This window comes from Exiguobacterium sp. UBA6309, assembly GCF_002439205.1.
Classification (GTDB): Bacteria; Bacillota; Bacilli; order Exiguobacteriales; family Exiguobacteriaceae; genus Exiguobacterium_A.
On sequence record NZ_DJTL01000010.1, the window covers coordinates 52240 to 74070 of the forward strand.

19 protein-coding genes and 1 other annotated feature are annotated in these 21831 nt (G+C 47.3%); of the genes, 9 read left to right on the top strand and 10 right to left on the bottom strand.

The features are described from left to right. Positions 1-42: 42 nt before the first annotated feature. A complete protein-coding gene (locus tag B3M90_RS02900; RefSeq protein ID WP_035395605.1) occupies positions 43-1260 on the bottom strand; it encodes a PucR family transcriptional regulator in 1218 nt (405 codons plus the stop codon). A 144-nt stretch (positions 1261-1404) separates the two neighbouring features. Between B3M90_RS02900 and B3M90_RS02905 the strand changes: the two genes are divergently transcribed. Further along, the gene (locus tag B3M90_RS02905; RefSeq protein WP_214856665.1) at positions 1405-2781 is read left to right on the top strand and encodes an alanine/glycine:cation symporter family protein; all 1377 of its coding nucleotides are present in this window, start codon (positions 1405-1407) and stop codon (positions 2779-2781) included. A 57-nt stretch (positions 2782-2838) separates the two neighbouring features. Here B3M90_RS02905 and B3M90_RS02910 read toward each other — a convergent pair whose 3' ends face one another. The 4 genes from B3M90_RS02910 to B3M90_RS02925 form a co-directional block, all read right to left on the bottom strand. Beyond that, a complete protein-coding gene (locus B3M90_RS02910) occupies positions 2839-3696 on the bottom strand; it encodes a sulfite exporter TauE/SafE family protein (protein WP_214856663.1) in 858 nt (285 codons plus the stop codon). A gap of 114 nt (positions 3697-3810) precedes the next feature. Continuing rightward, complete coding sequence (locus B3M90_RS02915) at positions 3811-5367, bottom strand: solute symporter family protein (protein WP_290782500.1); 1557 nt, start codon at positions 5365-5367, stop codon at positions 3811-3813. Then, on the bottom strand, positions 5364-5690 hold the full coding sequence (locus B3M90_RS02920) for a DUF485 domain-containing protein (protein WP_290755370.1): 327 nt from the start codon (positions 5688-5690) through the stop codon (positions 5364-5366). The genes B3M90_RS02915 and B3M90_RS02920 overlap by 4 nt, the downstream gene beginning before the upstream one ends. Positions 5691-6167: 477 nt before the next feature. Further along, the gene (locus tag B3M90_RS02925; protein WP_290755371.1) at positions 6168-6815 is read right to left on the bottom strand and encodes a TVP38/TMEM64 family protein; all 648 of its coding nucleotides are present in this window, start codon (positions 6813-6815) and stop codon (positions 6168-6170) included. A gap of 238 nt (positions 6816-7053) precedes the next feature. Between B3M90_RS02925 and B3M90_RS02930 the strand changes: the two genes are divergently transcribed. Beyond that, the gene (locus B3M90_RS02930; RefSeq protein ID WP_396136368.1) at positions 7054-7968 is read left to right on the top strand and encodes a rhodanese-related sulfurtransferase; all 915 of its coding nucleotides are present in this window, start codon (positions 7054-7056) and stop codon (positions 7966-7968) included. Between the two features lie 59 nt (positions 7969-8027). Here the strand turns inward: B3M90_RS02930 and B3M90_RS02935 are convergent, their stop codons facing one another. Both B3M90_RS02935 and B3M90_RS02940 read right to left on the bottom strand, forming a co-directional pair. Next, positions 8028-8810 (bottom strand): alpha/beta hydrolase, encoded by a 783-nt coding sequence (locus tag B3M90_RS02935; protein ID WP_290755372.1) that lies wholly within the window; start codon positions 8808-8810, stop codon positions 8028-8030. Between the two features lie 15 nt (positions 8811-8825). Next, positions 8826-10502 carry a GGDEF domain-containing protein gene (locus tag B3M90_RS02940; protein WP_290782502.1) on the bottom strand — a complete coding sequence of 559 codons (1677 nt, stop codon included), beginning with the start codon at positions 10500-10502 and terminating at the stop codon, positions 8826-8828. Between the two features lie 130 nt (positions 10503-10632). Next, positions 10633-10851, top strand: a binding site (T-box leader). Between the two features lie 59 nt (positions 10852-10910). On the opposite strand from B3M90_RS02940, the gene argS reads away from it, so the two are divergent. Continuing rightward, positions 10911-12593 carry an arginine--tRNA ligase gene (gene argS, locus B3M90_RS02945; protein WP_290782504.1) on the top strand — a complete coding sequence of 561 codons (1683 nt, stop codon included), beginning with the start codon at positions 10911-10913 and terminating at the stop codon, positions 12591-12593. A gap of 30 nt (positions 12594-12623) precedes the next feature. Further along, on the top strand, positions 12624-13229 hold the full coding sequence (locus B3M90_RS02950; protein WP_214856656.1) for a hypothetical protein: 606 nt from the start codon (positions 12624-12626) through the stop codon (positions 13227-13229). A 62-nt stretch (positions 13230-13291) separates the two neighbouring features. On the opposite strand, the gene B3M90_RS02955 is transcribed toward B3M90_RS02950, so the two are convergent. Both B3M90_RS02955 and B3M90_RS02960 read right to left on the bottom strand, forming a co-directional pair. After that, positions 13292-13888, bottom strand: coding sequence for a metallophosphoesterase family protein (locus B3M90_RS02955; protein ID WP_290782506.1), 597 nt, complete (start codon positions 13886-13888; stop codon positions 13292-13294). Between the two features lie 80 nt (positions 13889-13968). Further along, on the bottom strand, positions 13969-14463 hold the full coding sequence (locus B3M90_RS02960) for a YajQ family cyclic di-GMP-binding protein (RefSeq protein WP_023469671.1): 495 nt from the start codon (positions 14461-14463) through the stop codon (positions 13969-13971). Between the two features lie 111 nt (positions 14464-14574). Between B3M90_RS02960 and pulA the strand changes: the two genes are divergently transcribed. After that, a complete protein-coding gene (pulA, locus tag B3M90_RS02965; protein ID WP_290782508.1) occupies positions 14575-16581 on the top strand; it encodes a type I pullulanase in 2007 nt (668 codons plus the stop codon). A gap of 184 nt (positions 16582-16765) precedes the next feature. Continuing rightward, positions 16766-17248: a site-2 protease family protein gene (locus tag B3M90_RS02970; RefSeq protein ID WP_035412122.1), complete on the top strand. Its 483-nt coding sequence runs from the start codon at positions 16766-16768 to the stop codon at positions 17246-17248. 47 nt (positions 17249-17295) lie between these two features. Here B3M90_RS02970 and B3M90_RS02975 read toward each other — a convergent pair whose 3' ends face one another. Then, positions 17296-17469: a YycC family protein gene (locus tag B3M90_RS02975; RefSeq protein WP_214856652.1), complete on the bottom strand. Its 174-nt coding sequence runs from the start codon at positions 17467-17469 to the stop codon at positions 17296-17298. Between the two features lie 109 nt (positions 17470-17578). On the opposite strand from B3M90_RS02975, the gene B3M90_RS02980 reads away from it, so the two are divergent. The 3 genes from B3M90_RS02980 (at position 17579) to B3M90_RS02990 (ending at position 21747) form a co-directional block, all read left to right on the top strand. Continuing rightward, positions 17579-18379 carry a hypothetical protein gene (locus tag B3M90_RS02980; RefSeq protein ID WP_290782511.1) on the top strand — a complete coding sequence of 267 codons (801 nt, stop codon included), beginning with the start codon at positions 17579-17581 and terminating at the stop codon, positions 18377-18379. Positions 18380-18448: 69 nt separating this feature from the next. After that, a complete protein-coding gene (locus B3M90_RS02985; RefSeq protein ID WP_290782513.1) occupies positions 18449-20539 on the top strand; it encodes an MMPL family transporter in 2091 nt (696 codons plus the stop codon). A gap of 92 nt (positions 20540-20631) precedes the next feature. Beyond that, positions 20632-21747, top strand: a complete 1116-nt coding sequence (locus B3M90_RS02990; protein ID WP_290782515.1) for an NADH-dependent flavin oxidoreductase — start codon at positions 20632-20634, stop codon at positions 21745-21747. Positions 21748-21831: the final 84 nt, after the last annotated feature.

The following is a 21831-nucleotide window of genomic DNA, read 5'->3' on the forward strand; positions in this document are numbered from 1 at the left end:
TTATCGGTGTTTTCAAAAATAACCGATATCCTTTGTGTAAAATCACAAAGGATATCGGTCTGCTTTTAGGTACAAATAGAGTAAGGAACGTTCGGGTAGTGATTCCATCCGGATACCAGCTTCCTCCTCGATCCGTCGCATCCGATATAGGATCGTGTTCGGATGAACATGGAGATGGGAAGCGACTTGCTTGACGTTCCCATCATAATGAAGAAACCATTCTAGCGTCTCACATAAAGAGGAGGCATGTTTCACATCGTAAGCACGCAATCGCTCGATTTCTTCGAGACGGACCGTTCGTCGTCGCAGACGTTCTGAAAAAATTGGCAAGAGCTGAAACAAGCCGAGACGTTCGTAACGCGTCACGTTCTTCAGTTCGAATGGAAAGGCATCTTTCAAACGCAAGACGATGCCCGCTTCTTCATAGCGCTCGGGAATCGCTTGGACGCCTGTGAAGACTTCACTACTTGCTGCGACAAAGTCCGTGTAATCGAACCGCTCCGCGAGTAATTGGCGGAAGGACTGGATGAAGGCGTCAAACTGTAGACGCTCTTGTTCTGCGTCGCGGTCGTTTGTGCTGATCCACAAGATAAAATCTGTTTCATCATATGCGTAAAGTAATGGACGAACCGTCTGTTGGATCGTCAATAAATAGCGCAGACGATCCGCAAGTCGTGGTGTGATTGCTTCTGAAAAACGGATGACCGTCAAACGACTAATGCCAGGGGGTGCGACATGGAGCTTAGAAAACATCTTCAGGATCTCCGACTCGGATAGTTCTTCATGTAATAACTCAAAGAAGAATTGTTCCGTCTGCTCTTCCTTCCGTTTTTTCTGCATATCGATCGCTAGTAACTGACGTTGAGCAAGCAGAGCTCCTTTCTTTAAATCTGCTAGTTCTGATGGAGTGAACGGGGTACTGCGAGCAATCGACCAAATGTAGCCGAGAATTTCTGAATCTTGTTTGATGGCAATGGCGACGCGGTCATTCAGTCCAACATCCGTGCGCGCAGAAATGATGAGCGGATCGTCTTGAGTAGCGAGACTCTGGATGACTTCGTCTTTCCAGAGTTGGTCGATGACCGATTCCGGTACCCGGCGACCGATGATCGTTGCGACACGAGCAGGGTCCGTGTCAGCAGTATGCGTACTATAGGCAAGGAGACGGTGATTACGATCTTCAATCGTAATCGGCGCATTTAAGGCGATACCGATCGCTTCCGCTAAATCGTCTAACGAATGGTATGAAGCTTCTAACATGGAGGAATCCCTTCTTTCTCTCTCGTTCAGTATCTTTAGTATAGCTTCTGTTGTGTAAAATCACAAAAAGTATTCTTTCGTATTGTATGAAAACACAACTCCATGCTACGGTAAGCCTCGGAAAAAGAGAGAGGATGAAATGGCATGGATGTGTTACGTCTGATATCTGCTTGGGTCTGGGGAATTCCAAGCATGGTGTTGTTAGTAGGAACGGGAGTGTACTTTACGATTCGTTTACGTGGTCTTCAGTTTCGTCGCTTGAAACAAGCGTTTCAATTGTCAGTTCAAAAATCAGGACAGGGTGAAGGGGAAATTAGTAGCTTTCAGATGTTAATGACGTCTCTTGCAGCGACGATCGGGAACGGAAACATCGCGGGAATCGCGGTCGCCTTAACGATGGGCGGACCGGGTGCAGTCTTTTGGATGTGGATCATCGGTTTGATCGGAATGGCGACGAAATATGCGGAAAGTCTTCTTGCGATTCTTTTTAGAAGTCGAAATGAACGCGGCGAAGCTGTCAGTGGACCAATGTATTATATCGAAAAGGGACTAGGTGCAAAATTTAAATTCCTCGCCATCTTGTTTGCGGCATTTGGTTTGATTGCATCATTTGGTGTCGGGAACACCGTGCAAGCGAATGCGATGGCAACGGTGCTTGAGCAATCGTTTCATGTACCGCTTCTACTCTTCGGCATTCTGCTCGCGCTGGCAGTCTATGTATCGATTCGTGGTGGGCTCGAACGCGTCAGTGCGATCTCGACGATCTTCGTTCCGATCATGAGCTTGCTCTATATCGGTGCCGCTTGTGTGCTTTTGGTAGTGAAAGCAGATCAGATTCTACCAGCCCTTGGTTTAATCTTTGCGTATGCTTTCCAGCCGCTTGCACCTGCAGGCGCCTTCACCGGTGTATCGATCATGATGGCAATGCAAGTCGGTGTAGCACGAGGCATTTTTACGAATGAGGCAGGACTCGGGACAGCAGCCTTGATCGCCGGATCTGCGAAAAGTGAACGTCCGGTCGAACAAGGATTGATCTCGATGACAAGTACCTTCATCGTGACTTTGGTCGTCTGTACGATGACGGCACTCGTTCTTCTGACGACAGGATTTTGGGATCCGTCAGGCGGGTTACATTCAGGTGTAACGCACGATGCGAGCCTTTCCGGGGCAGCACTAACGGCAACCGCCTTTGCGAGCGTCCTTGGATCATTTGGAGAATGGACTGTCGCATTCTCCGTCTTCTTCTTCGGTTATTCGACGATCATCGGTTGGTATGTCTATGGAGAGAAGTGCTTGGAGTACTTGAGCGGTACGACACGTTTCAACGAAGGATACCGTGTATTCTTTGCACTCGCAGCCTGTTATGGTGCCGTCGCGCAATTAGAACCGTTGTGGCTCGTCGCAGATATCGCAAATGGATTGATGATGATTCCGAACTTGATCGGGATGCTGTTCTTGTCGCACTTGGTCATTGAACAAACGAGGAATTACGAACGGACGGCTCATAAACGAGTCGCTTAAACGAACAAAAGCCGTGATGCCTTTAAACAGGCACCACGGCTTTTGTGATGAGACGATTCATCCATTCGTCCGACGACGACTGTAGATGAGGAGTGTCAGTAAGAATATTAAACTCAGCGCAACGAGGACAGAGAGTGAAGCGACGTTCCAGCCGATGACCTCGAGTAAAACACTGATCGCAACCGTCAAATAGAAGATACCGAGGTACTTTTTGACGAATGGGCTTTCGAAGTGCGTCAATTGCTTCGCGCCAATCGGTGCTCCGAGCAAGGCACCGACGATCAGCATGATTCCGACCAGGATATCGATGTTCGTACTTGCGACCGTGTAATTGACGAGTCCCGATAGGACAATCAGCAACGCGGAAGCAATACTCGTTCCGACCGCACGTTTCAACTCATAGCCAACGATCCCGACGAGTAACGGGGTGATGATGAAGCCACCGCTGACACCAAGTAATGAAGAAATGAATCCGGCGAACAAACCAGTGAAGGCAAGAGCGAGATATCGATTTTTCCACCCCGTCTGTTCACCCGTCGTTGATTTCGGACGTAAGAATTTATTCGCGAAGTAGAGTAAGAGACCGATATAAACGATTGAGATGACGAGATGAGCACCATTGACTGCCTCTAGTCGAAGAACGAGTGGTGTCGCGATCGTCGAACCGATGATTCCGACGCCACCGACGACGAGACTATCGCGCCAGACGACATTTTTAAGACGTAAGTGAGAGAGCGTACCTGAAACCGTTGATCCGAGAGTCAACATGAGGCTCGTCGCGATCGCGACACTCGGAGCATATCCTAAAATGAGTAACAGGGGCGTCAAGATGATACCGCCACCGATTCCGAAAAATCCGGAAATGATTCCAATGAAAAATCCGAGGATTAAGAAATAATAAAAAGCGAGATCCATGTACAGTCTTCCTTTCCTTTTCTTCTCTATTATTCACTTAGTATGGCAATGAATGAGAAGAATGTAAAAGGGGACGGCTCCTTCAAGGGGGTTGAAGGAGCCGTTAAGGGGAACTTATTCTTTTGACGCGGCGACTTCCGTTGCTGCATCGATACCGGTATTGGCCTTGACTAAGATACGTTCGAAGTTACCGGCAACCTCGCTCGATTTCGTCAACAATGTCCCGACGATAGCTCCGAGGAAACCAAGCGGGATGGAGACGATTCCTGGATTCGTCAGCGGGAAGAGGGCTTCCCCGACAAACAAGGCTGAACCGTCGACTGCCCAAAGGTTTGGACTGAGTGCGACGAGAATCAGTGAAGAGAATAACCCGACGACCATACCTGTGACAGCTCCGCCAGTATTGAAACGGCGCCAGAAGATCGTCAAGAGAATGACTGGCAAGTTGGCACTTGCCGCGACAGCGAAGGCAAGCGATACGAGGAACGCGACGTTCATCGATTGTGCGAACAATGCCAGTACCATCGAAATCAAGGCGACAGCAATGGAAGCAAGTCGTGCTGCCGTCATCTGTTCTTTTTCCGTTGCTTGCCCTTTGCGTAGAATATGACTATAAAAATCATGAGCAAAGGCAGACGCAGCGGATAAGACAAGTCCTGCAACAACGGCGAGGATTGTCGCAAAAGCGACCGCAGCGACGAATGCAAAGAGTAAATCGCCACCAAGTGCTTTAGCGAGAAGTGGCGCAGCCATGTTACCAGCAGCATTAGCAGCGATGATATCTTCAGAACCAACGAAAGCAGCAGCACCAAAGCCGAGGAAAATCGTCAAGATATAAAAGACACCAATGATCCATGTCGCGTACACGACGGATTTACGAGCTGTCGGAGCATCCTTAACAGTAAAGAAACGAATTAAGATATGTGGTAATCCAGCTGTTCCAAGAACGAGCGCGAGATTGAGCGAAATCGTATCGAGTGGTAACTTAAATTTGTTTCCAGGATTCAAGAATGAATCTCCGAGCGGCGTGGCTTGTTTCACTTCTGAAAACATCTTGAAGATCGAGAAATCGAACTTCGCGAAGACCATGAACGAGATGACGGCTGTTCCTGCCATCAAGAGAATCGCTTTGATGATTTGAACCCACGAAGTCGCAGTCATACCACCGAAGACGACGTAGACCGTCATTAAGATACCGACGATGATGACACTCGTCGTATAAGGAATTCCTAACAACAATTCAATCAAGGCACCTGCACCGACGAGTTGCGCGATCATGTAAAAAATCGAGATCGTAATCGAGTTCATGGCAGCGACTCCACGAACTTTTGAGGCGTTAAAACGAGCGGCAATCATATCAGCCATCGTGTATTTTCCGAGGTTCCGAAGTGGTTCGGCAACGAGGTACAAGACAACAAGATAAGCAACGAGGAAGCCGATCGAGTAAAAGAATCCGTCGAATCCGGCTAAAGCGATCATCCCGGCAATTCCGAGAAACGAGGCGGCGGACATGTAGTCGCCGGCAATCGCCATCCCGTTTTGTGCACCAGTGAGTCCGCCGTCCGCTGTATAAAAGTCGTTAGCTGTTTTTGTTTTACGGGCAGCAAAGTATGTAATGACGAGCGTCAAACCGACGATCGCTGCGAATAGGGCAACGGCAGTATAATTCATTTCGACTCCTCCTTGATCTGTTCGACGAGTCGATCAAAGGCACGTGCTTTTTTGCTATACATCATGCAGAACGTCCACGTCATGATGAACTGGGCAAATGCGAATACCCAAGCTCCTGTAATATCACCGAATACTGGCTCATTCAAAATCGTGAAGTAACTTGTCAAAATCGGAAGCGCAAAATAAAAAATAAGGCAAAAACTAATAGCTGGAAGAATGAAGCCGTTCTTTTGGCGCATCAATTGTTGAAAGGTAGCACTCTCGACGATGGCTGGAGCAGATTGAGTCGCTTCATTTTTCTGGACTTCGGACGCTTGATGCATGAGGACGCCTCCTTTAAGGAATGAATGTAAATTCATTATAAGGATGTCGTTTCTGGAAAAGCTATCCTAATTTTTAAGAAGAAAAGATCATTATTATATTAATATTGGTCATACCAATTTAATGTAAGCGTTTTCAATATTGAAAATTGTTTGAACGTTATTTTTATATATTAACCACTTTATAAAATGATTCAAAAGACCTAGTCCCTAGAAAAATGAGAACAGCTTAAAGGGGCTGACTCAAAAGTCAGTCTCTACAAAGATAAGGATGGCAGAATGATGATCTGCCATCCTTATCTCGTAACAAAAAGAATGACGCGTTTCGCGCCACTCCTACAGGAACAAGCGCATTTATGCGCTGTCAGAGACGAACAAGACCCGCTTTCCTGCTTCAACGGAGCAGGAAAACTGGCTTGTGTCTCGCCTGAGGAAAGGGCGTGAAAAGACGCGTCATTCTTTTTTTGAGTCAGCCTCAAGTCATTTTTCAAATGGACGTTCGATCTTATCTTCGATTTCTCGTAAATGATCCGCACGTTTTGAAAGGGCACGACGCTTCAACCATTCTTCCGTCCCGCGACTAACTCCCCAGATGGCGAGTAAAATCAAAAATAGAAGGACAAGACGCATCGGACGTTCAAGAAACGTGGACCATTCCTTTCCGATTAGCGAGAAGATGATGACGACGATCAGACGCCCGGCACCAGCAGCGATCAAATACGTCCGCAGCGATAGTTGAATCATGGCAGAAATGGACGTGATGATGAACGCGGGCATGAATGGAAGCGAAAAAAAGAATCCGAGTGAGATGGGACTCATGTGACGAACACGTTCGATCCACTGTTGCGCGGCATGGTGTTTTTCAAGCCAACGCGTGACCGGACGACGAAATAGATATCGAATACAAGCGAAGACGACGAGTGATCCAAGCATGCTCCCGACCCATGATACGAGAACACCCATACCAAAACCATAGGTTGCCGCATTCGCGGAAATGATCAGGACGAGTGGCAGGAAAGGAAATAGAGACTCAAGAAACGGGGCAATCAAACCGGTGGCAGCTCCTCCAGGTAAGTCTTGGAGAAAGAAAATCATCTGCTCGATCCAGTCACGAAGTGTATGGAGCATTCGGAATCCTCCTTGCGAGATGTACTACTGTGTTTTATTTTACCTCTTTCGGATTCAGAAAGGGAATGAAATTCCTTGAAAGGGATTCAGGAATTGTGGATTGTACATTCGAAAGGGAGTTGGTATTATACTTAAATGGGTGCGTTTTGCAGGCGTTCCCAGCTAGTCAATAGCTAGACGCTTCGTTTGCCAACGTTCGTTTTACTGCAAAAAACTGACATGGGGGCTAATGAGGAATATGAAACCTTATCGCGTACTATTATTTTATAAGTATGTTCCAATTGAAAATGCGGAACAGCTAACAAAAGAGCATCTTGCTTACTGTAAAGAGCTCGGTATCAAAGGTCGGATTTTGATTGCACCTGAAGGAATCAACGGCACACTCTCTGGAACGGTCGAACAAACGGAACAATACATGAAGGACTTGACGGCGGATCCACGATTCGCTGACATCGAATTCAAAATCGATGAAGTCGAGGAGCATGCCTTCAAAAAGACGTTCGTCCGTTACAAAAAAGAACTCGTCACATGGCGTTTTGAGGACGAATTCAACGTACCAGAAGAACACGCTGCGTATCTTGAACCAGCAGAGTGGAAAGAAATGATGAAACAAGATGACGTCGTCATTCTCGATGTACGCAACAACTACGAATACGACCTCGGACACTTCAAGAATGCTGTAAAAGTCGATGTCAATGCTTCACGGGAATTCCCGGAGTGGCTTGACGAGAACGAGCATTTGTTTGAAGGAAAAAAGGTTCTCACATACTGTACGGGTGGTGTTCGTTGTGAAAAATTCACGGCGTACTTCCGTAAACGGCAACAGAGTGATGACATCTTCCACCTTAAAGGCGGAGTCGTCATGTACGGAAAAGATGAACAGACACAAGGAGAAGACTGGGAAGGCGAACTATACGTCTTTGATGAGCGTGTACAAGTTCCTGTCAATGCCGTCAATCCTTCTGTCGTCTCAGAATGTTACTACTGTGGAAAACCGGAGACGCGCTACGTTAATTGCGCAAACCCGGAATGCAATCGACAGCACTTCTGCTGTGAAGAATGCGAACCAAAAGTCATGCGTTCGTGTTCCGATGAATGCCGGGAGCATCCGCGCAACCGTTATGAAAAAGAGCAACAAGAAGAATTAGTATAAGGCACGCGTAAAAAGCCGGATGATTTCTTTAATAGAAACCGTCCGGCTTTTTTGTGTATTCAAGAGGATGGGAACAAGTAACGTAAAATATCTGGCAAACGTTTGGCCCAGGCCGTTTCATGATGGATTGCTTCCGGAATGATCGTATAGCGACTTTGAGCGAGTTTCTGTTCGACCGCTCGCGCTAAGACATCATTCGTGTGTAAATAATCCGTCTCGGTCATCGGACCACTCACTTCTTTTGTGCCGACGTCCATATAACAGCGATGCGTTGCAGACAGAGACGGACTGCGCTCGATGAATTCAAGGAGTGAGGAGAAGTTTGCCCATCCAGCAGTCGATAAGGCAGCGACGCGCGTGATGACTTCCGGATACGCGAATAATCCATATAGCGAGATGACGCCACCCATCGAACTGCCGATCATTGTCGTATCATCAGGGCGTGTCGCATAGTTGGCATCAATGTATGGTTTTAACTCGCGGATGATCCAGTCCATATAGACCTTACCGTTGCCACCGATTGACGTCCGGTGCGAAGGATAGGCGCTCCGCATCAATAAGGCTTCGTCACTCCAAGGAGCATAGTCATCGTATCGATCCATGCCGTCTTCTGGACTGTCAATCGCGACGACCATTGCCGGAATCTGTGTCTGTTGTAGTGCAAGATGAATCTCCCAGCCTTTTCCGAACGAGGCGGTTTCTCCACTAAAGACGTTTTGTCCGTCATGCATATAAATTACTGGTAAAGCTTCAGAAGGATCAAAATGTGGCGGACGATGAATTCGAATCGTCCGGTGGGTTTGTGATGTCGGTAGCGTCATTTCAATTTCCGTAATCGACAATAGAGTCACGACCTTTCAAAGATTTGCATAGTGCGCGGTACAATTGCGTCCGTTGTGTTTTCCGCCGACATAGAGTGCATGATCGGCTTGACGTAGCGATTCTTCGAACGTCCGTTGATATCTTTCTTCCACTGTATCAATTCCGAGGCTTATAGTTAAGGAAAGTCGGTGACCATCGACGAGGAAGGGGCGATCCATGACCGCATGGCGGACCGTCTCGGCAATCTGAATGGCAGCCTCTTGACTACGATTTCGCAACAAAAGTACGAATTCCTCCCCGCCATAACGAGCAGCGAAGACATCATCATGTTGCAGTTGGATCACCTGGATGCGTCGACCGAGTTCACGAAGGACGAGATCGCCTACTTTATGCCCGTACGTATCGTTGACGCGTTTGAAATGATCGATATCAAACAGAATCACGGAAAGCGGATAGCAATCAGCAGCGAATTCTTGTCGACCGTGTTCGTAAAAGGCACGACTATTTGGTAATTCCGTTAAGGCGTCAGTCCGACTTTCTGTATAGAGTTGAACCGTTTCACGAGAGCGTTCTAGGACGCGACAAAAGATACGGAGTAGACGAGATAATTCGTCGGCATTCGTCGCATCATAGGCGTCTGCGACTTGATGGAACAGAATGATCGAGACATCGACTTCTCCGCTCGTAATCGAAGGAATTGCTAGCATTGAATGGCGATCGACAGGCAATCCGATTTGAATATCGTTTCCCCAGTCGCAACGAAGACCATAGATGATCGGGGTATGCAAATCGTCGGCTGTCAAAGAGTGAAACAGCGGTAACACATCGATCGGTTGCTTCGTCCGGATGTCATAGATGACTTGTTTCCGCTGTTGTTGAATCGAAATCCAGCCTTCAGAAAACGGTAGCAGATGCGGTAAATCGAGAAGTAACGAGTCGATCGTCTCGCGTTCGAAGCGGGAGATCAATAAGTGTTCCTTCGCATCATCAAATCGTTTAGCATTATCATTTGCTTCAAGTGAGTCACCACGTTCTTGCAACAGACGTTTGAATAAAAAGAGAATCAAGGCGGAGACTGTAGCCGCGACAAGAGGACTTTCATCGTAGAACCAGATCCCAAGTAGAGCACTTAACATGCTGATTCCGTAAACGAGGGACTGAAGCTTCACAAGACGTTGCCAATCGTATTTCAAGAAAAGAAAGCGATTGACGAGCAGACATTGGAAGTAAGAAACAAGGAAGACTGTGATCAAAAAGCCGATGAAGGGAATCAGAGCTTTGGTATACGTAAAGCTTGAGCCGATCGGTCCACCGAGCGCTTCATACGCAAATACCGGAAGCGAGATGTAGACTAAATCAAACAAGGCGTTGATTGGGTAGAGATAGGCGAAACGTTTCCAGCGAATCGCTTTTCGGTGAGACATGAATTGAAAGACGAGAATACCGACTTGGCTTAAAATCAAAGCGTACGTCAAACCGTAATTGAGGAATAAAAATAAAATGATTCCTTCTTGAAACGTATAATAAATGCCGCCACGACGGACATTATCGAACTGAAACAGGAGAACGAGCCCAAACAAATAAAGGGTATTGACGATGGAGATGGAAGGAGGGAAGGTAGGTGGATGAACGATGCCAATCAATAACAATGTCAAGGCGACGAGACTGAAAACGATCCAGCTCGTCCGGGCTACCTGTTGGTAGTAGCGCATGAAACATCCCTCCCCCTGAGAAGTATCTTTTATTCCTATACCCGAATTGTGGAAATTTTGATAAGCCATTTACCAAAAAAAATAAGGTTGAGAGAAAAGAAAGAATTGCGTATAATGTGAAAGATATCGAATACAGTCGATGATGAAGAGAGTAACGGTTGATTTTCGTCAACTAGCGAATCAGGGAATGGTGGAAGCCTGAGGACGAACCGGTCGTGAAGCGCACTTTTGAGACGCTACCCGATTCCTGAAGGAAAAGGCGTAGCCGGGGGAACCCCGTTATCCCCGAACAAGGTGGGTGTCAAAAGGACACCAAGAAGAGTGGTACCGCGGTCATTCCGTCTCTTTGCGCGTGGCGCAAGGGGCGTTTTTTATTGCCAAAAATCAGTGAAGCAGGAGGAAATAAAGATGAGTTATAAAACGCAATACGCAGAAGTATTACATCAAGTCATGGAAGGTGCCTTATCGATTGAACAAATCGAACAACTAATCGAGCAACCGAAACATGAAGATCATGGAGATCTAGCATTCCCATGCTTCATGCTCGCGAAAGCATTCCGTAAAGCACCCAATATGATTGCTTCGGACCTCGCAGAAAAAATCGACGCGCCATTGTTCTCAAACGTTCAGGCTGTAGGTCCTTACATCAACGTCTTCTTGAACCGGGAAGTCGTATCGCAAGAAATCGTCAACCAAGTTCTGACGGAAAATGAGGCGTTCGGATCAAGTGAAGCCAATGGAAAAACGATTGTCACTGATTTTTCATCACCAAACATCGCGAAACCATTCTCGATGGGTCACTTACGTTCAACGGTAATCGGAAACGCGCTCAACCAAATCTCACGTAAAAAAGGCTATGATGTCGTCGGTGTCAACCATTTAGGGGACTGGGGAACACAGTTCGGGAAATTGATGGTTGCGTACACGATGTGGGGTGAGGAAGAAGCGGTCCGTGCAGAACCAATCAAGGAATTGTTGAAATTATATGTCCGGTTCCACGAAGAAGCGGAAACAAATCCGGCACTTGAAGACGAAGGACGTCTCTGGTTCAAAAAACTCGAACAAGGTGATGAGCAGGCAACAACGCTTTGGACGTGGTTCCGTGAAGTCTCACTTGTTGAGTTCAATCGTGTTTATGAGATGCTCGGAGTTAAATTCGATAGCTTGAACGGAGAAGCTTTCTACAACGATAAGATGCAACACGTCATCGATTTGCTTGAAGAAAAAGATTTACTCGTCGAATCAGAAGGGGCAATGGTCGTCGACCTCGAAGCAGAAGGTATGCCGCCTGCTTTGATTAAAAAAAAGGATGGCGCAACGCTTTATGCGACACGTGACTTAGCAGCTGCTGTCTATCGTCTCGAAACGTACCGTTTTGAGCAAGCATTCTACGTCGTTGGCGGCGAACAAGCGCTTCACTTTAAGCAATTGTTCGCAGTCCTGAAGAAACTTGGATTTGAGAATGTCGACGGAATGCACCATGTACCGTTCGGTTTGATTATGAAAGACGGAAAGAAAATGTCTACGCGTAAAGGTCGGATCGTCTTGCTTGAAGAAGTACTACAAGAAGCAATCGACGTCGCGAAGCAAAACATCGCGGAAAAAAATCCGAACTTAGCGAATGCCGAAGCAACAGCTCGTCAAGTAGGTGTTGGCGCCGTCATCTTCCATGATTTGAAAAATGAACGGATGAACAATATCGAGTTCGATCTTGAGCAGATGTTGAAATTCGAAGGTGAAACAGGACCGTATGTCCAGTATACGAATGCTCGTGCGCACTCATTGCTCCGTAAAGGTAGCTATGATGGCACACCATTCGCTGGCAGTGCCGATGATCATGCATGGGGTGTCGTATCGATGCTGAACCAATTCTCGACGGTCATCGATCGCGCGTTCACACGTCGCGAGCCGTCAATCATCAGCCGTTACGTCTTAGATCTTGCACAAAGCTTTAATAAATACTACGGACACGTCCGTGTTCTCGAAGATGACGCAGCAAAACAATCGCGTCTTGCACTCGTCAAGTCCGTCACGATCGTCTTGACAGAAGGTCTTCGTTTACTTGGTGTCGGCGCTCCGGAAGAAATGTAAGACCAATCCACGAATAAGAAGAGGTAGATTATGAAGACTGAGACGAAAGACCGATTACAGCAAGCTGCTTCACGGATGAAGCAGGAGCCTTTGGCAGAAACCGTCGCCTTCATGGCTGATTTTCACGGGAAACTCGCTGCTTGGTTACCGGGAGAGTCTGTCGATTTCGTTCACGATTTCGTGACGGCGCCGGAAGCTGATTTGATTGCTCCGATCGAAGGAGACGCGTTGCGCACGAAAGACAATTTTGAATTCTTCATGCGTAAAAAACAGACACGAAAAAAACTCGGCGAACTGTTGACGCTTTGGAAGTCGGCGCGCACGACAGAGACGTTGAGTCAAATCGATGCGATCGGATTGAAAAAATGGCTCGCTCGTAATGAATTCCGTTCGGAAGACAAGCCATGGGATTATTTGAACCGTCTGCATGTTCTTCTGTTCCTTGATTTGATGACGACGATCATCGATGATCATCGATTGACGAGTTTGCATGAGCAACTTGTCGGTACAACACCAGTTCCGACGAGCTTCGTTCGTCGTCAAGGGGATGTCCGTCAAGTCATCGAAGCATTCGCGGAAGAGACGAACTTCACACAAGTGGATGTTGTCAAGGCATCGCTTGTCCGTTATCTCTGATCAATAGGATGCACAAACAAAAGCCGTCGAGCCCCGTGCCCGACGGCTTTTGTCGTATCTTCTTAGTTTGCCCGATGGAACACGATCGATTGTTGCTCTGAATCGTAAAGACACCATTCTCGTTCGAACACGACAGGACCTAGATTGATGGCATATCGTCCTCCATTATTAATGGATAAAGATTGATACAATGGGCTCGACATAGCAATGCCATTTCGAAACAAACCTCTGATATGACTATGACCAAAAAAGAGTACTGGTTCACGTTGCTGTGACAGATCGGGCAAAAAATCACGGGACCAATTCAATTGATCTCCATGAATCAATAATGCACCCTCGATGCGTTGTTTTCGAGGGCAATCGCGTAACGCATCGATGACAGGAGATAGTTGCGGTGGAACGAGCGACAGGATGCGCTCTTCTTGATTGCCAAGTAACGTCTTAAAATCAATCAGGTTTAAAAAATCATCATCAAGCGTCACGACGAGGGAGAGCGATTCGAAGGAATAGCGCTTCGCTCGCTTTTTACCGACATGACATTCATGAACGTCACCAAGACAGAACAAATGCGCATCGGGAGCAAGCTGTCGTATGTCAGCTAGGACAGCCGCTGTGTCGGCTACTGAGCTGTGAAGATCCGCAAAAAGGGCATAACGCATGATCGACCACTCCTTTGTTAAGGAGATACCCGAAAATGCGCTATGCCTATCTTTTGAATATGAGCGTTCAGATCAATCGATTAACGGAAGTTAATGAATTGAACGTCGACCGATAATGGAAGCTCACGAACGATCTGCATGACTTGTTGTAAGTCATCACGCGATTTACCTGTGACACGAATTTGATCATCTTGGATCTGTGTCTTCACTTTTAATTTCGATTCCTTGACGGCATTGTTGATCTTTTTCGCGTCGTCACGGTCGATTCCACTTTTCAGGATGACACGTTGTCGGACTGTATTCCCGGCAGCCTGCTCGACTTTTTCATACTGCAGGTTTTTGGTTGGGACTTCTCGCTTGATCAATTTTGCTGTTAAGACGTCTTTGACTTGATCGAGTTTGAAATCGTCATCTGAGATTAGAATCAAATCCTCTTTTTCGAGCTTCATGTCGCTTTTTGAACCTTTGAAGTCGAAGCGGTTCGTGATTTCCTTCAGTGCGATTTGGACCGCGTTCTTGACTTCCTCGATGTTGATTTGTGACACGATATCAAATGAATTATCTTTTGCTGCCATTTCAATCTCCCCTTTCATTCCACTCTCTATTTTAGAGAGGAATACCGGAAGCGTCCACTGCTTTGAAATTTTGTTATAATAAAAACCATGAAATGAAAGGGGTGCTTGGCTTTGAAACAAACAGCAGACATGTTGACGCTCACACCGCAAGAACTGGATGAGCGATTTGCCTATAGTGGAAATGATTTAGGAGCGACCTTCTCAGAGACAGCGATTCACGTGCGCTTGTGGGCGCCGACAGCAGAACGTGTCGTGATTCGTCTCTACAAGACACTACGCGCACGAAAAGTCGAAGAGGTCGAGATGGTGGCAGGCGAACGGGGAACGTACGTCGTCGAACTCGATCGAGCGACATATGAAGGTTATTTCTATACGTTTCAAGCGAGCATCAACGGACAAAAAGTCGAGGCGGTCGATCCGTATGCGAAAGCCGTCGGAACGAACGGAAAGCGCGGCGCATTAATTGACCCGACCAGTGTGACACCAGAACGATGGATTGAAGAACGTCCATTGTTCCATTCTTCGCAAGACGCAGTTGTCTATGAATTACACGTACGCGATGCAACGAGTCATCCGGGTAGTGGTGTCGTCGCACGTGGGACGTTCGCTGGACTGACGGAAGCTGGGACACGGACACCAAATGGTGGATTGACAGGGCTTGATTATTTGGCAGACCTCGGTGTGACACATGTCCAGTTACTACCGATCTATGATTTTGGCTCGGTCAATGAGACAGCGCCGAACGACCCGGATAACTATAACTGGGGTTATGATCCGGTGAACTACTTTGCGCCGGAAGGTTCGTACTCCTCGAATCCGGATGATCCACGAACGCGGATCCTTGAATTAAAACAATTGGTGCAGGCGTTACATGATCGCGGGATCCGTGTCATCATGGACGTCGTCTTCAATCATACGTATGATGCGGCGACGGTTCCGCTTGGTCAGTTCGTTCCTGGATACTTTTATCGTCAAGAGGCGGATGGGAGTCTCTCAAACGGTAGTTTCTGTGGAAATGATACCGCATCTGAACGTCTGATGATGCGAAAGTTCATTCTTGATTGTGTGACGTACTGGGCGAAAGAATACCATCTCGATGGGTTCCGCTTCGACTTAATGGGACTTCATGATGTTGAGACGATGAATCAAGTGCGCCATGCACTTGACCGGATTGATCCGTCGATTCTGATCATCGGTGAAGGCTGGGATCTCGATACGCCACTTGATCCGGAAGAAAAAGCGAACTATTTCAACGCACCGAAGATGCCAGGGATCGCTCATTTCAACAACGGCTTACGGGACGGGGTCAAAGGCGACGTCCAAACGCCAGAAGACCGTGGTTTCATCAGTGGTGCATTTGACCGGACGAGTGAAGTCAAACGGGGAATCGCTGGTAACGTCTCTTCGCAAGGATTTGCCGATGAGCCGAATCAAGTCGTCTCGTACGTCGAGGCTCATGATGATTTGACGATTTGGGATAAATTAACGGTGTCTCGTCCAGAAGACACGGAAGAGATTCGTCGGAAACGGCAAATGCTTGCAAATGCGATCATTTTGACGGGACAAGGCATTCCTTTCCTCCATGCCGGACAAGAGTTCTTCCGGACGAAAGACGGTATTCGTGACAGCTTCAATGCCGGAGAGGTCGTGAATCGTCTCGACTATGAACGGGCAGAAACAGAGCGTCCAGCAGTCGAGTACGTCAAAGGATTGATTGCCCTTCGTCGTCAGTATCCGATGTTCCGTCTCGCAAACGCGGCGATGATCAAAAAACATCTTCGTTTCCTTGAAGAAGAGGAAGGTGTCATTGCCTTTGAACTGAAGCGAACATATGAAGGATACGTCGAACGGCAGCGTGTCTATCACAATGCGACGGAAAAAGATATCACGATTGAATTGCCAAATGGTGAATTCGAGGTGTTGGTTGAGTCGGGTGCCGTTAAATTACACGCACCACGATTGCACGAAGAAAAACAGTTAGTCGTTTCAGCATTGACGACTACGGTTATTGCGGAACGAAAAGCAGATTACAAGAAATACGCGGTAGCAGGTGGTGCAGCACTGACAATCATCGGATTGTTGTACGCAGCGAACAAGCGTCGAAAGAAAACCGATTAAATGGAGAAGGATGAAGCACTAAATGGCTTCGTCCTTCTTTTGTGCGCGGATGATAGTCCGATGTCAGCCTGTCATGCAATTGACTTACAAAAATCATTGAAAGATTGTTTGAACATACATCTTTCGGGAACAATTCATATGTAGTATTTTAAATGTTGTTTTGACGTGAAAGGATGTACGTTGTATGTTCGGTTTCGGTGATTTATGGAAATTCTTTTTGTCGTTCTTTTTACTATTGCCTATCGTGACATTGATTCATGAGATGGGACATTACTTTTTTGCCCGATTATTCGGCGGAAACATGGAGATCAATATCGGTTCAGGAAAGTCGTTGCTTCGTGTTGGTCCGATTCGTTTGAATCGCGTCTATTTTTGGGATGGCTGGTGTCAATATGAGGCACTACGTAAGGAGACGAAATTCGCTAACATTCTGGTTTATGCCGGTGGATCGATTGCAAACGTGGTGAGTATCTTAGCCATCAATGGTCTGATTTACGCCGGTGTGTTCGAAGCATCAATCTTTACCTATCAATTTGCGTATTTTTCGTTTTATTTCGTTTTTTTCTCACTCTTCCCGATCGATCATCCGAATGGTTATCCGAGTGATGGGAAAGCGATCATTAATGTCTTCCGGTACGGTAAATCAGAATACCATCCGCAATCCTAAGGTAAAAAATAAAGCCTCCTTCCATCGTTGGAAAAGAGGCTCTTCACTCAAGATTCCGATTCGCTAGACGAATCAGATTCCTTTTTCGCTTGTTCCTGCTCGAGTTCGACGAGCTTTTGAATCAAGATATGGCGTGGCATATGCATTAGTTGTTCAAGTGGTACGTTCAGACGTTTCGAGAGTTCGACAGCTGTCTCTGCGGATAATTGTAAAGGTTTCATCGTGTTCGTCCTCCTTCTTCCATGAAGTTAGTATAACAGGAGGTGCAAGCCGAGCGCATCAATAGTAGCGAGAAACGGAGAAGGTTGATACCGTATGAAGTAGGAAGTGATGCATATGTATAAACCTGCTGCAGAGCTGTTACTCCATGAATCCGTCTCACTGTTTGATCGCATCGGGGAGGATTTGCTTCTTTTTCGAGATCGCCACGGATTTATGAAATGTGATGCGGATTTAAGACCACTGTGGGAAACAGCATGTGCGTATGTTCCATTCTCCTGGTACATTGAGCCAGGCGGTGGACGATTGTTCATCGTATTTGAAGAGTCAGCTTATTTTGGTTTATTGGATTTAGAGCAAGGGCATTTAAATTACATTAAGCGACCCGCTGCTTTTTCCGAAGCATGGTTCAGTAATTTATTCTTGTGGCAAGATGATGAAATCTTCCTATACACGGCAGAAACGGACGTCGTCTGTGTGAACGTTCAAACAGGGGACTGGCGGTACTCAAACTATGAAGAGGCGCCGCTGTTCGGACGATTAGTTGAGCGAGGATATGATACACGTTTGACGTTCGAGCGATTCATCGCACCTACGACGATCATCTCCTATGATGATCTACAAGAACGATATGTGATTTGGGATGCCGCGACGAATCTGGAATCGGTCATTCCTTTTTCGGATTATGCGGAGTATTCACTCGTTGACCACCGGCACCAATTGTTTTCGATCACCGATTCCTCTCGGTTTTACTTGTATGAGAAGAGTCAGCTGAAATATAAGTTCGAGGGATGCTACTCCTCCGTTTTACTCAAAAGTGTGTTACTCGATGAAGAGGCGCGGCGTCTTGCGATCGTGTCGACATCGACTACATTCGGCAACACATGGGTTCAAATTTTTCAAAAGACGTAATGAAACATCCTTTTCGCTTTTCAGCAAGAAGGATGTTTTTTGTACGTTTATACAGGAAGGAGACGCATCATGGAACGGCTTGGTCATCTGATTAGTGCGTATTTTCGAGGAGTGTTGATTGTTTGGGCAATCCTGCTCGTCGTGCTTGGATATTTCGCTTATCAACTACCCGATCGTCTAGAAGGAAATGGATTTACACGTGACGGTGATTTTCAACGTGTCGAAACGGTGCTCGCTCAAGATTTTGGGCAGGATCCACATACGATCATCGTCCTATTTGAGAATCAAGAGAATCTACGACAAACGATGGTACAACATGTCGAGCGCTTCCGTGACATCAAAGGAGTCGGGAACGTCATTGGTCCCGTCGAAAATCCGCAAGCGATGCGGGACGATAAGGGATACGTGACAGTCGGTGTACCAACACTTGATGCGAAATGGGCAACAGAGGTCACACGTCAACTGGATGATACCGGAACGATTCGACTAACGGGTGAACCAGTCGTCATCGATGATTTGAATACAGCGTCGAAAAATGATCTCATCCGGGCTGAGTTGATTGGAATTCCAGCAGCGTTGATCGTCTTGCTACTCGTTTTCGGTACACCCGTTGCCGCCATCTTACCGTTGATCATGGGACTCGTTACTTTTGTTTTTGGTGCCGGTGTTCTTTATTTCGTTGCCGGACAACAAGAGTTATCGATCTTCGTCTTGAATGCGGTCGCAATGATTTCGCTGGCGCTCGGCATTGATTTTTCGCTGTTATACGTTAATCGGTTCCGTGAAGAACGGCAGGACGGACAAGGGATTCGGTCGGCAGCGATTCGTTCGGTCGAGACGGCAGGACGCTCGATTTTATTTTCCGGAATCTGTGTATTCGTCGGACTTGCCGGATTGTTGTTGATTGATGTTGATGTCTTCCGCGCTGTCGCAATCGGGACACTCGTTTCGGTACTCGGGGCGGTTGTCAGTGCGTTGACATTATTACCGGCACTATTAATCGTTTTCGGGAAGGTACTAGAAAAAGGACGACTTTTCCGGCAACAAGCAGGTCGTGGAGAAGATCGTTGGCGCCGCCTCGCACGTTTCGTCATGAAGCGCCCTGTCACAGTGACGATTCTATCTTTATTACTTCTTTTACCTTGTTTATTTCCGTTACGGGACTTGACGTTGAACATTCCGCAAGCAACTGCCTTGCCGGAATCCTATCCGTCGCGTCTCGCCTTTGAGTCGTGGGAAAAAACATTCGGGAACGATGGAACGGACGCCGTTCTCATCTTATCTGCGGATGCTTCCTCAGAGGTGGGACGAGAAAAAATCGAAGATGTGACGATTCGACTCGAATCAGATTCAGAAGTGCGTTCCGTCGTGTCCGCCGCAACGATCGCGGAACAGCAACAGGTTCCGCTCGAGCAGTTACTCGCTGTTTCGGCTGGGCGCGATGCACTGAAGCCGTTTCTATCAGAGAACGATCAAGCACGGATCAACGTCAATTTAAAAGGAGATCCCGGTGATGCTACTTCGCAAGACTGGGTACGAAAGGTGCAGGCGGACGGTTACCTTGTCGGGGGACCAGCAGCCTTTAATCAGGAAATTTATGATGCCATTGAATCGAAACTCCCACTGGCTGTCGGTGTCGTCGTCTTGGCGACATTCATCATTCTGCTAATCGCGTTCCGATCCATCTTGATTCCAATCAAGGCGATTCTGATGAATTTGCTCAGTTTAGGAGCAACGTTTGGATTACTCGTCGTCTTGTTCGAGTCCGGCGCAGTTCTTCCGCAGGAGACGATCGGCATTCTAACACCGGTCTTCATCTTCTCACTCGTCTTCGGCTTATCGATGGATTATGAAGTGTTCCTCGTCTCGCGAATGGAAGAATATTATGACGAGACGGGCGACAACGATCATGCGACCGAGATGGGACTGGCGAAGACGAGTAAAATCATTACGTCCGCTGCCTTGATCATGATCGTCGTCACTGGTGCGTTTGCCTTTACAGGTGTTAGTCCGATCAAACAACTTGGCGTCGGTATCGCGCTTGCAATTTTTATTGATGCTACGATTGTCCGGATGCTCCTTGTTCCCGCACTGATGAAGCTATTTGGTCACTGGAACTGGTGGTGGCCGGGGGGGCGTCGTAAAGCGATCCGCAAGTGACACATCGCCTAAGCACATCAGTAGCTATTCAGAGGAAGACGAGCGTATACTGTCGATATTCAATTCAAGAAATTAGAGGAGGCACTTCACTCATGGCAACTCAAGCAATGTTTGAACCATTTACACTACCAAACGGTGTGACGCTGAAAAACCGCGTCTTGATGGCACCGATGACGAACTATGCGGCACAAGAGAACGGCGAAGTATCGGATGCGGAACTCGCGTACTACGCAGAACGTTCAGGTGGCGTCAGCGCTGTCATTACAGCATGTGCGAACGTCACAGCAGACGGTCAAGGATTCCCGAATGAGTTTGGTGCACATCGTGACGATCTCGTGCCAAGTCTGAAGCGACTCGCGAAAACGATTCAAGATAAAGGCGCAAAAGCGATCTTACAAATCTTCCACGCTGGTCGTATGGCACCACCAGAACTCGTCGGTGGGCAAACGGTCAGTGCAAGTGCTGTTGCACCCGTGCGTGAAGGTGCGATGACACCACGTGCGTTAGAGGCAGAAGAAGTCGAAGCAATCATCGAAGCATTCGGTCAAGCGACACGCCGTGCGATGGAAGCCGGATTTGATGGTGTTGAGATTCACGGTGCAAACACGTACTTGATCCAACAATTCTTCTCACCACACTCAAATCGTCGTGAAGATAAATGGGGCGGTAGCTTAGAAAAACGTCTCGCCTTCCCATTAGCTGTCGTGGATGCAGTCGAAGCTGTCGCGAAACAAGATCCTTCGTTCATCGTCGGATACCGTTTCTCTCCAGAGGAAATTGAAAATCCAGGAATCACACTCGATGATACGATGCGTCTCGTCGATGAGCTGGCGAAAAAAGACCTCGATTACTTGCACGTTTCCGTGATGGACTTCTTCGCAGGTTCAATTCGTGATGAAAATGAAACGACGTCACCAATTACACTCGTTCAAGAACGTGTTGGTGAACAAGTACCTATCATCGGTGTCGGATCGCTTCACACAGCGGACGAAGTCGAACAAGGTTTGGCTGTCGTTCCAATGATCGCTCTTGGTCGTGAACTGATCATGGAACCGAAATGGGTTGAGAAAGTCGAAGCGGGTGACCTTGCGTCAATCCGGACAGAACTTGATCCAAAAGCACAAGCAGAACTCGTCGTTCCAGATGCATTATGGGCAGGCATCACAAGCCGTCCAGGCTGGTTCCCGATCAAACAAGCAAGCAAATAATAGAACAGCATCAAAAAGCACTCTAGATTTCGTGTCTAGAGTGCTTTGAGACTGAAGGTAAAGTGCAATTTTTCTCTAACGAGA

Coding starts and splice junctions, on each gene's coding strand:
- B3M90_RS02900 (WP_035395605.1), bottom strand. CDS start 1,260: ATGTTAGAAGCTTCATACCATTCGTTAGACGATTTAGCGGAAGCGATC.
- B3M90_RS02905 (WP_214856665.1), top strand. CDS start 1,405: ATGGATGTGTTACGTCTGATATCTGCTTGGGTCTGGGGAATTCCAAGC.
- B3M90_RS02910 (WP_214856663.1), bottom strand. CDS start 3,696: ATGGATCTCGCTTTTTATTATTTCTTAATCCTCGGATTTTTCATTGGA.
- B3M90_RS02915 (WP_290782500.1), bottom strand. CDS start 5,367: ATGAATTATACTGCCGTTGCCCTATTCGCAGCGATCGTCGGTTTGACG.
- B3M90_RS02920 (WP_290755370.1), bottom strand. CDS start 5,690: ATGCATCAAGCGTCCGAAGTCCAGAAAAATGAAGCGACTCAATCTGCT.
- B3M90_RS02925 (WP_290755371.1), bottom strand. CDS start 6,815: ATGCTCCATACACTTCGTGACTGGATCGAGCAGATGATTTTCTTTCTC.
- B3M90_RS02930 (WP_396136368.1), top strand. CDS start 7,054: ATGAAACCTTATCGCGTACTATTATTTTATAAGTATGTTCCAATTGAA.
- B3M90_RS02940 (WP_290782502.1), bottom strand. CDS start 10,502: ATGCGCTACTACCAACAGGTAGCCCGGACGAGCTGGATCGTTTTCAGT.
- argS (WP_290782504.1), top strand. CDS start 10,911: ATGAGTTATAAAACGCAATACGCAGAAGTATTACATCAAGTCATGGAA.
- B3M90_RS02950 (WP_214856656.1), top strand. CDS start 12,624: ATGAAGACTGAGACGAAAGACCGATTACAGCAAGCTGCTTCACGGATG.
- B3M90_RS02955 (WP_290782506.1), bottom strand. CDS start 13,888: ATGCGTTATGCCCTTTTTGCGGATCTTCACAGCTCAGTAGCCGACACA.
- B3M90_RS02960 (WP_023469671.1), bottom strand. CDS start 14,463: ATGGCAGCAAAAGATAATTCATTTGATATCGTGTCACAAATCAACATC.
- B3M90_RS02970 (WP_035412122.1), top strand. CDS start 16,766: ATGTTCGGTTTCGGTGATTTATGGAAATTCTTTTTGTCGTTCTTTTTA.
- B3M90_RS02975 (WP_214856652.1), bottom strand. CDS start 17,469: ATGAAACCTTTACAATTATCCGCAGAGACAGCTGTCGAACTCTCGAAA.
- B3M90_RS02980 (WP_290782511.1), top strand. CDS start 17,579: ATGCATATGTATAAACCTGCTGCAGAGCTGTTACTCCATGAATCCGTC.
- B3M90_RS02985 (WP_290782513.1), top strand. CDS start 18,449: ATGGAACGGCTTGGTCATCTGATTAGTGCGTATTTTCGAGGAGTGTTG.
- B3M90_RS02990 (WP_290782515.1), top strand. CDS start 20,632: ATGGCAACTCAAGCAATGTTTGAACCATTTACACTACCAAACGGTGTG.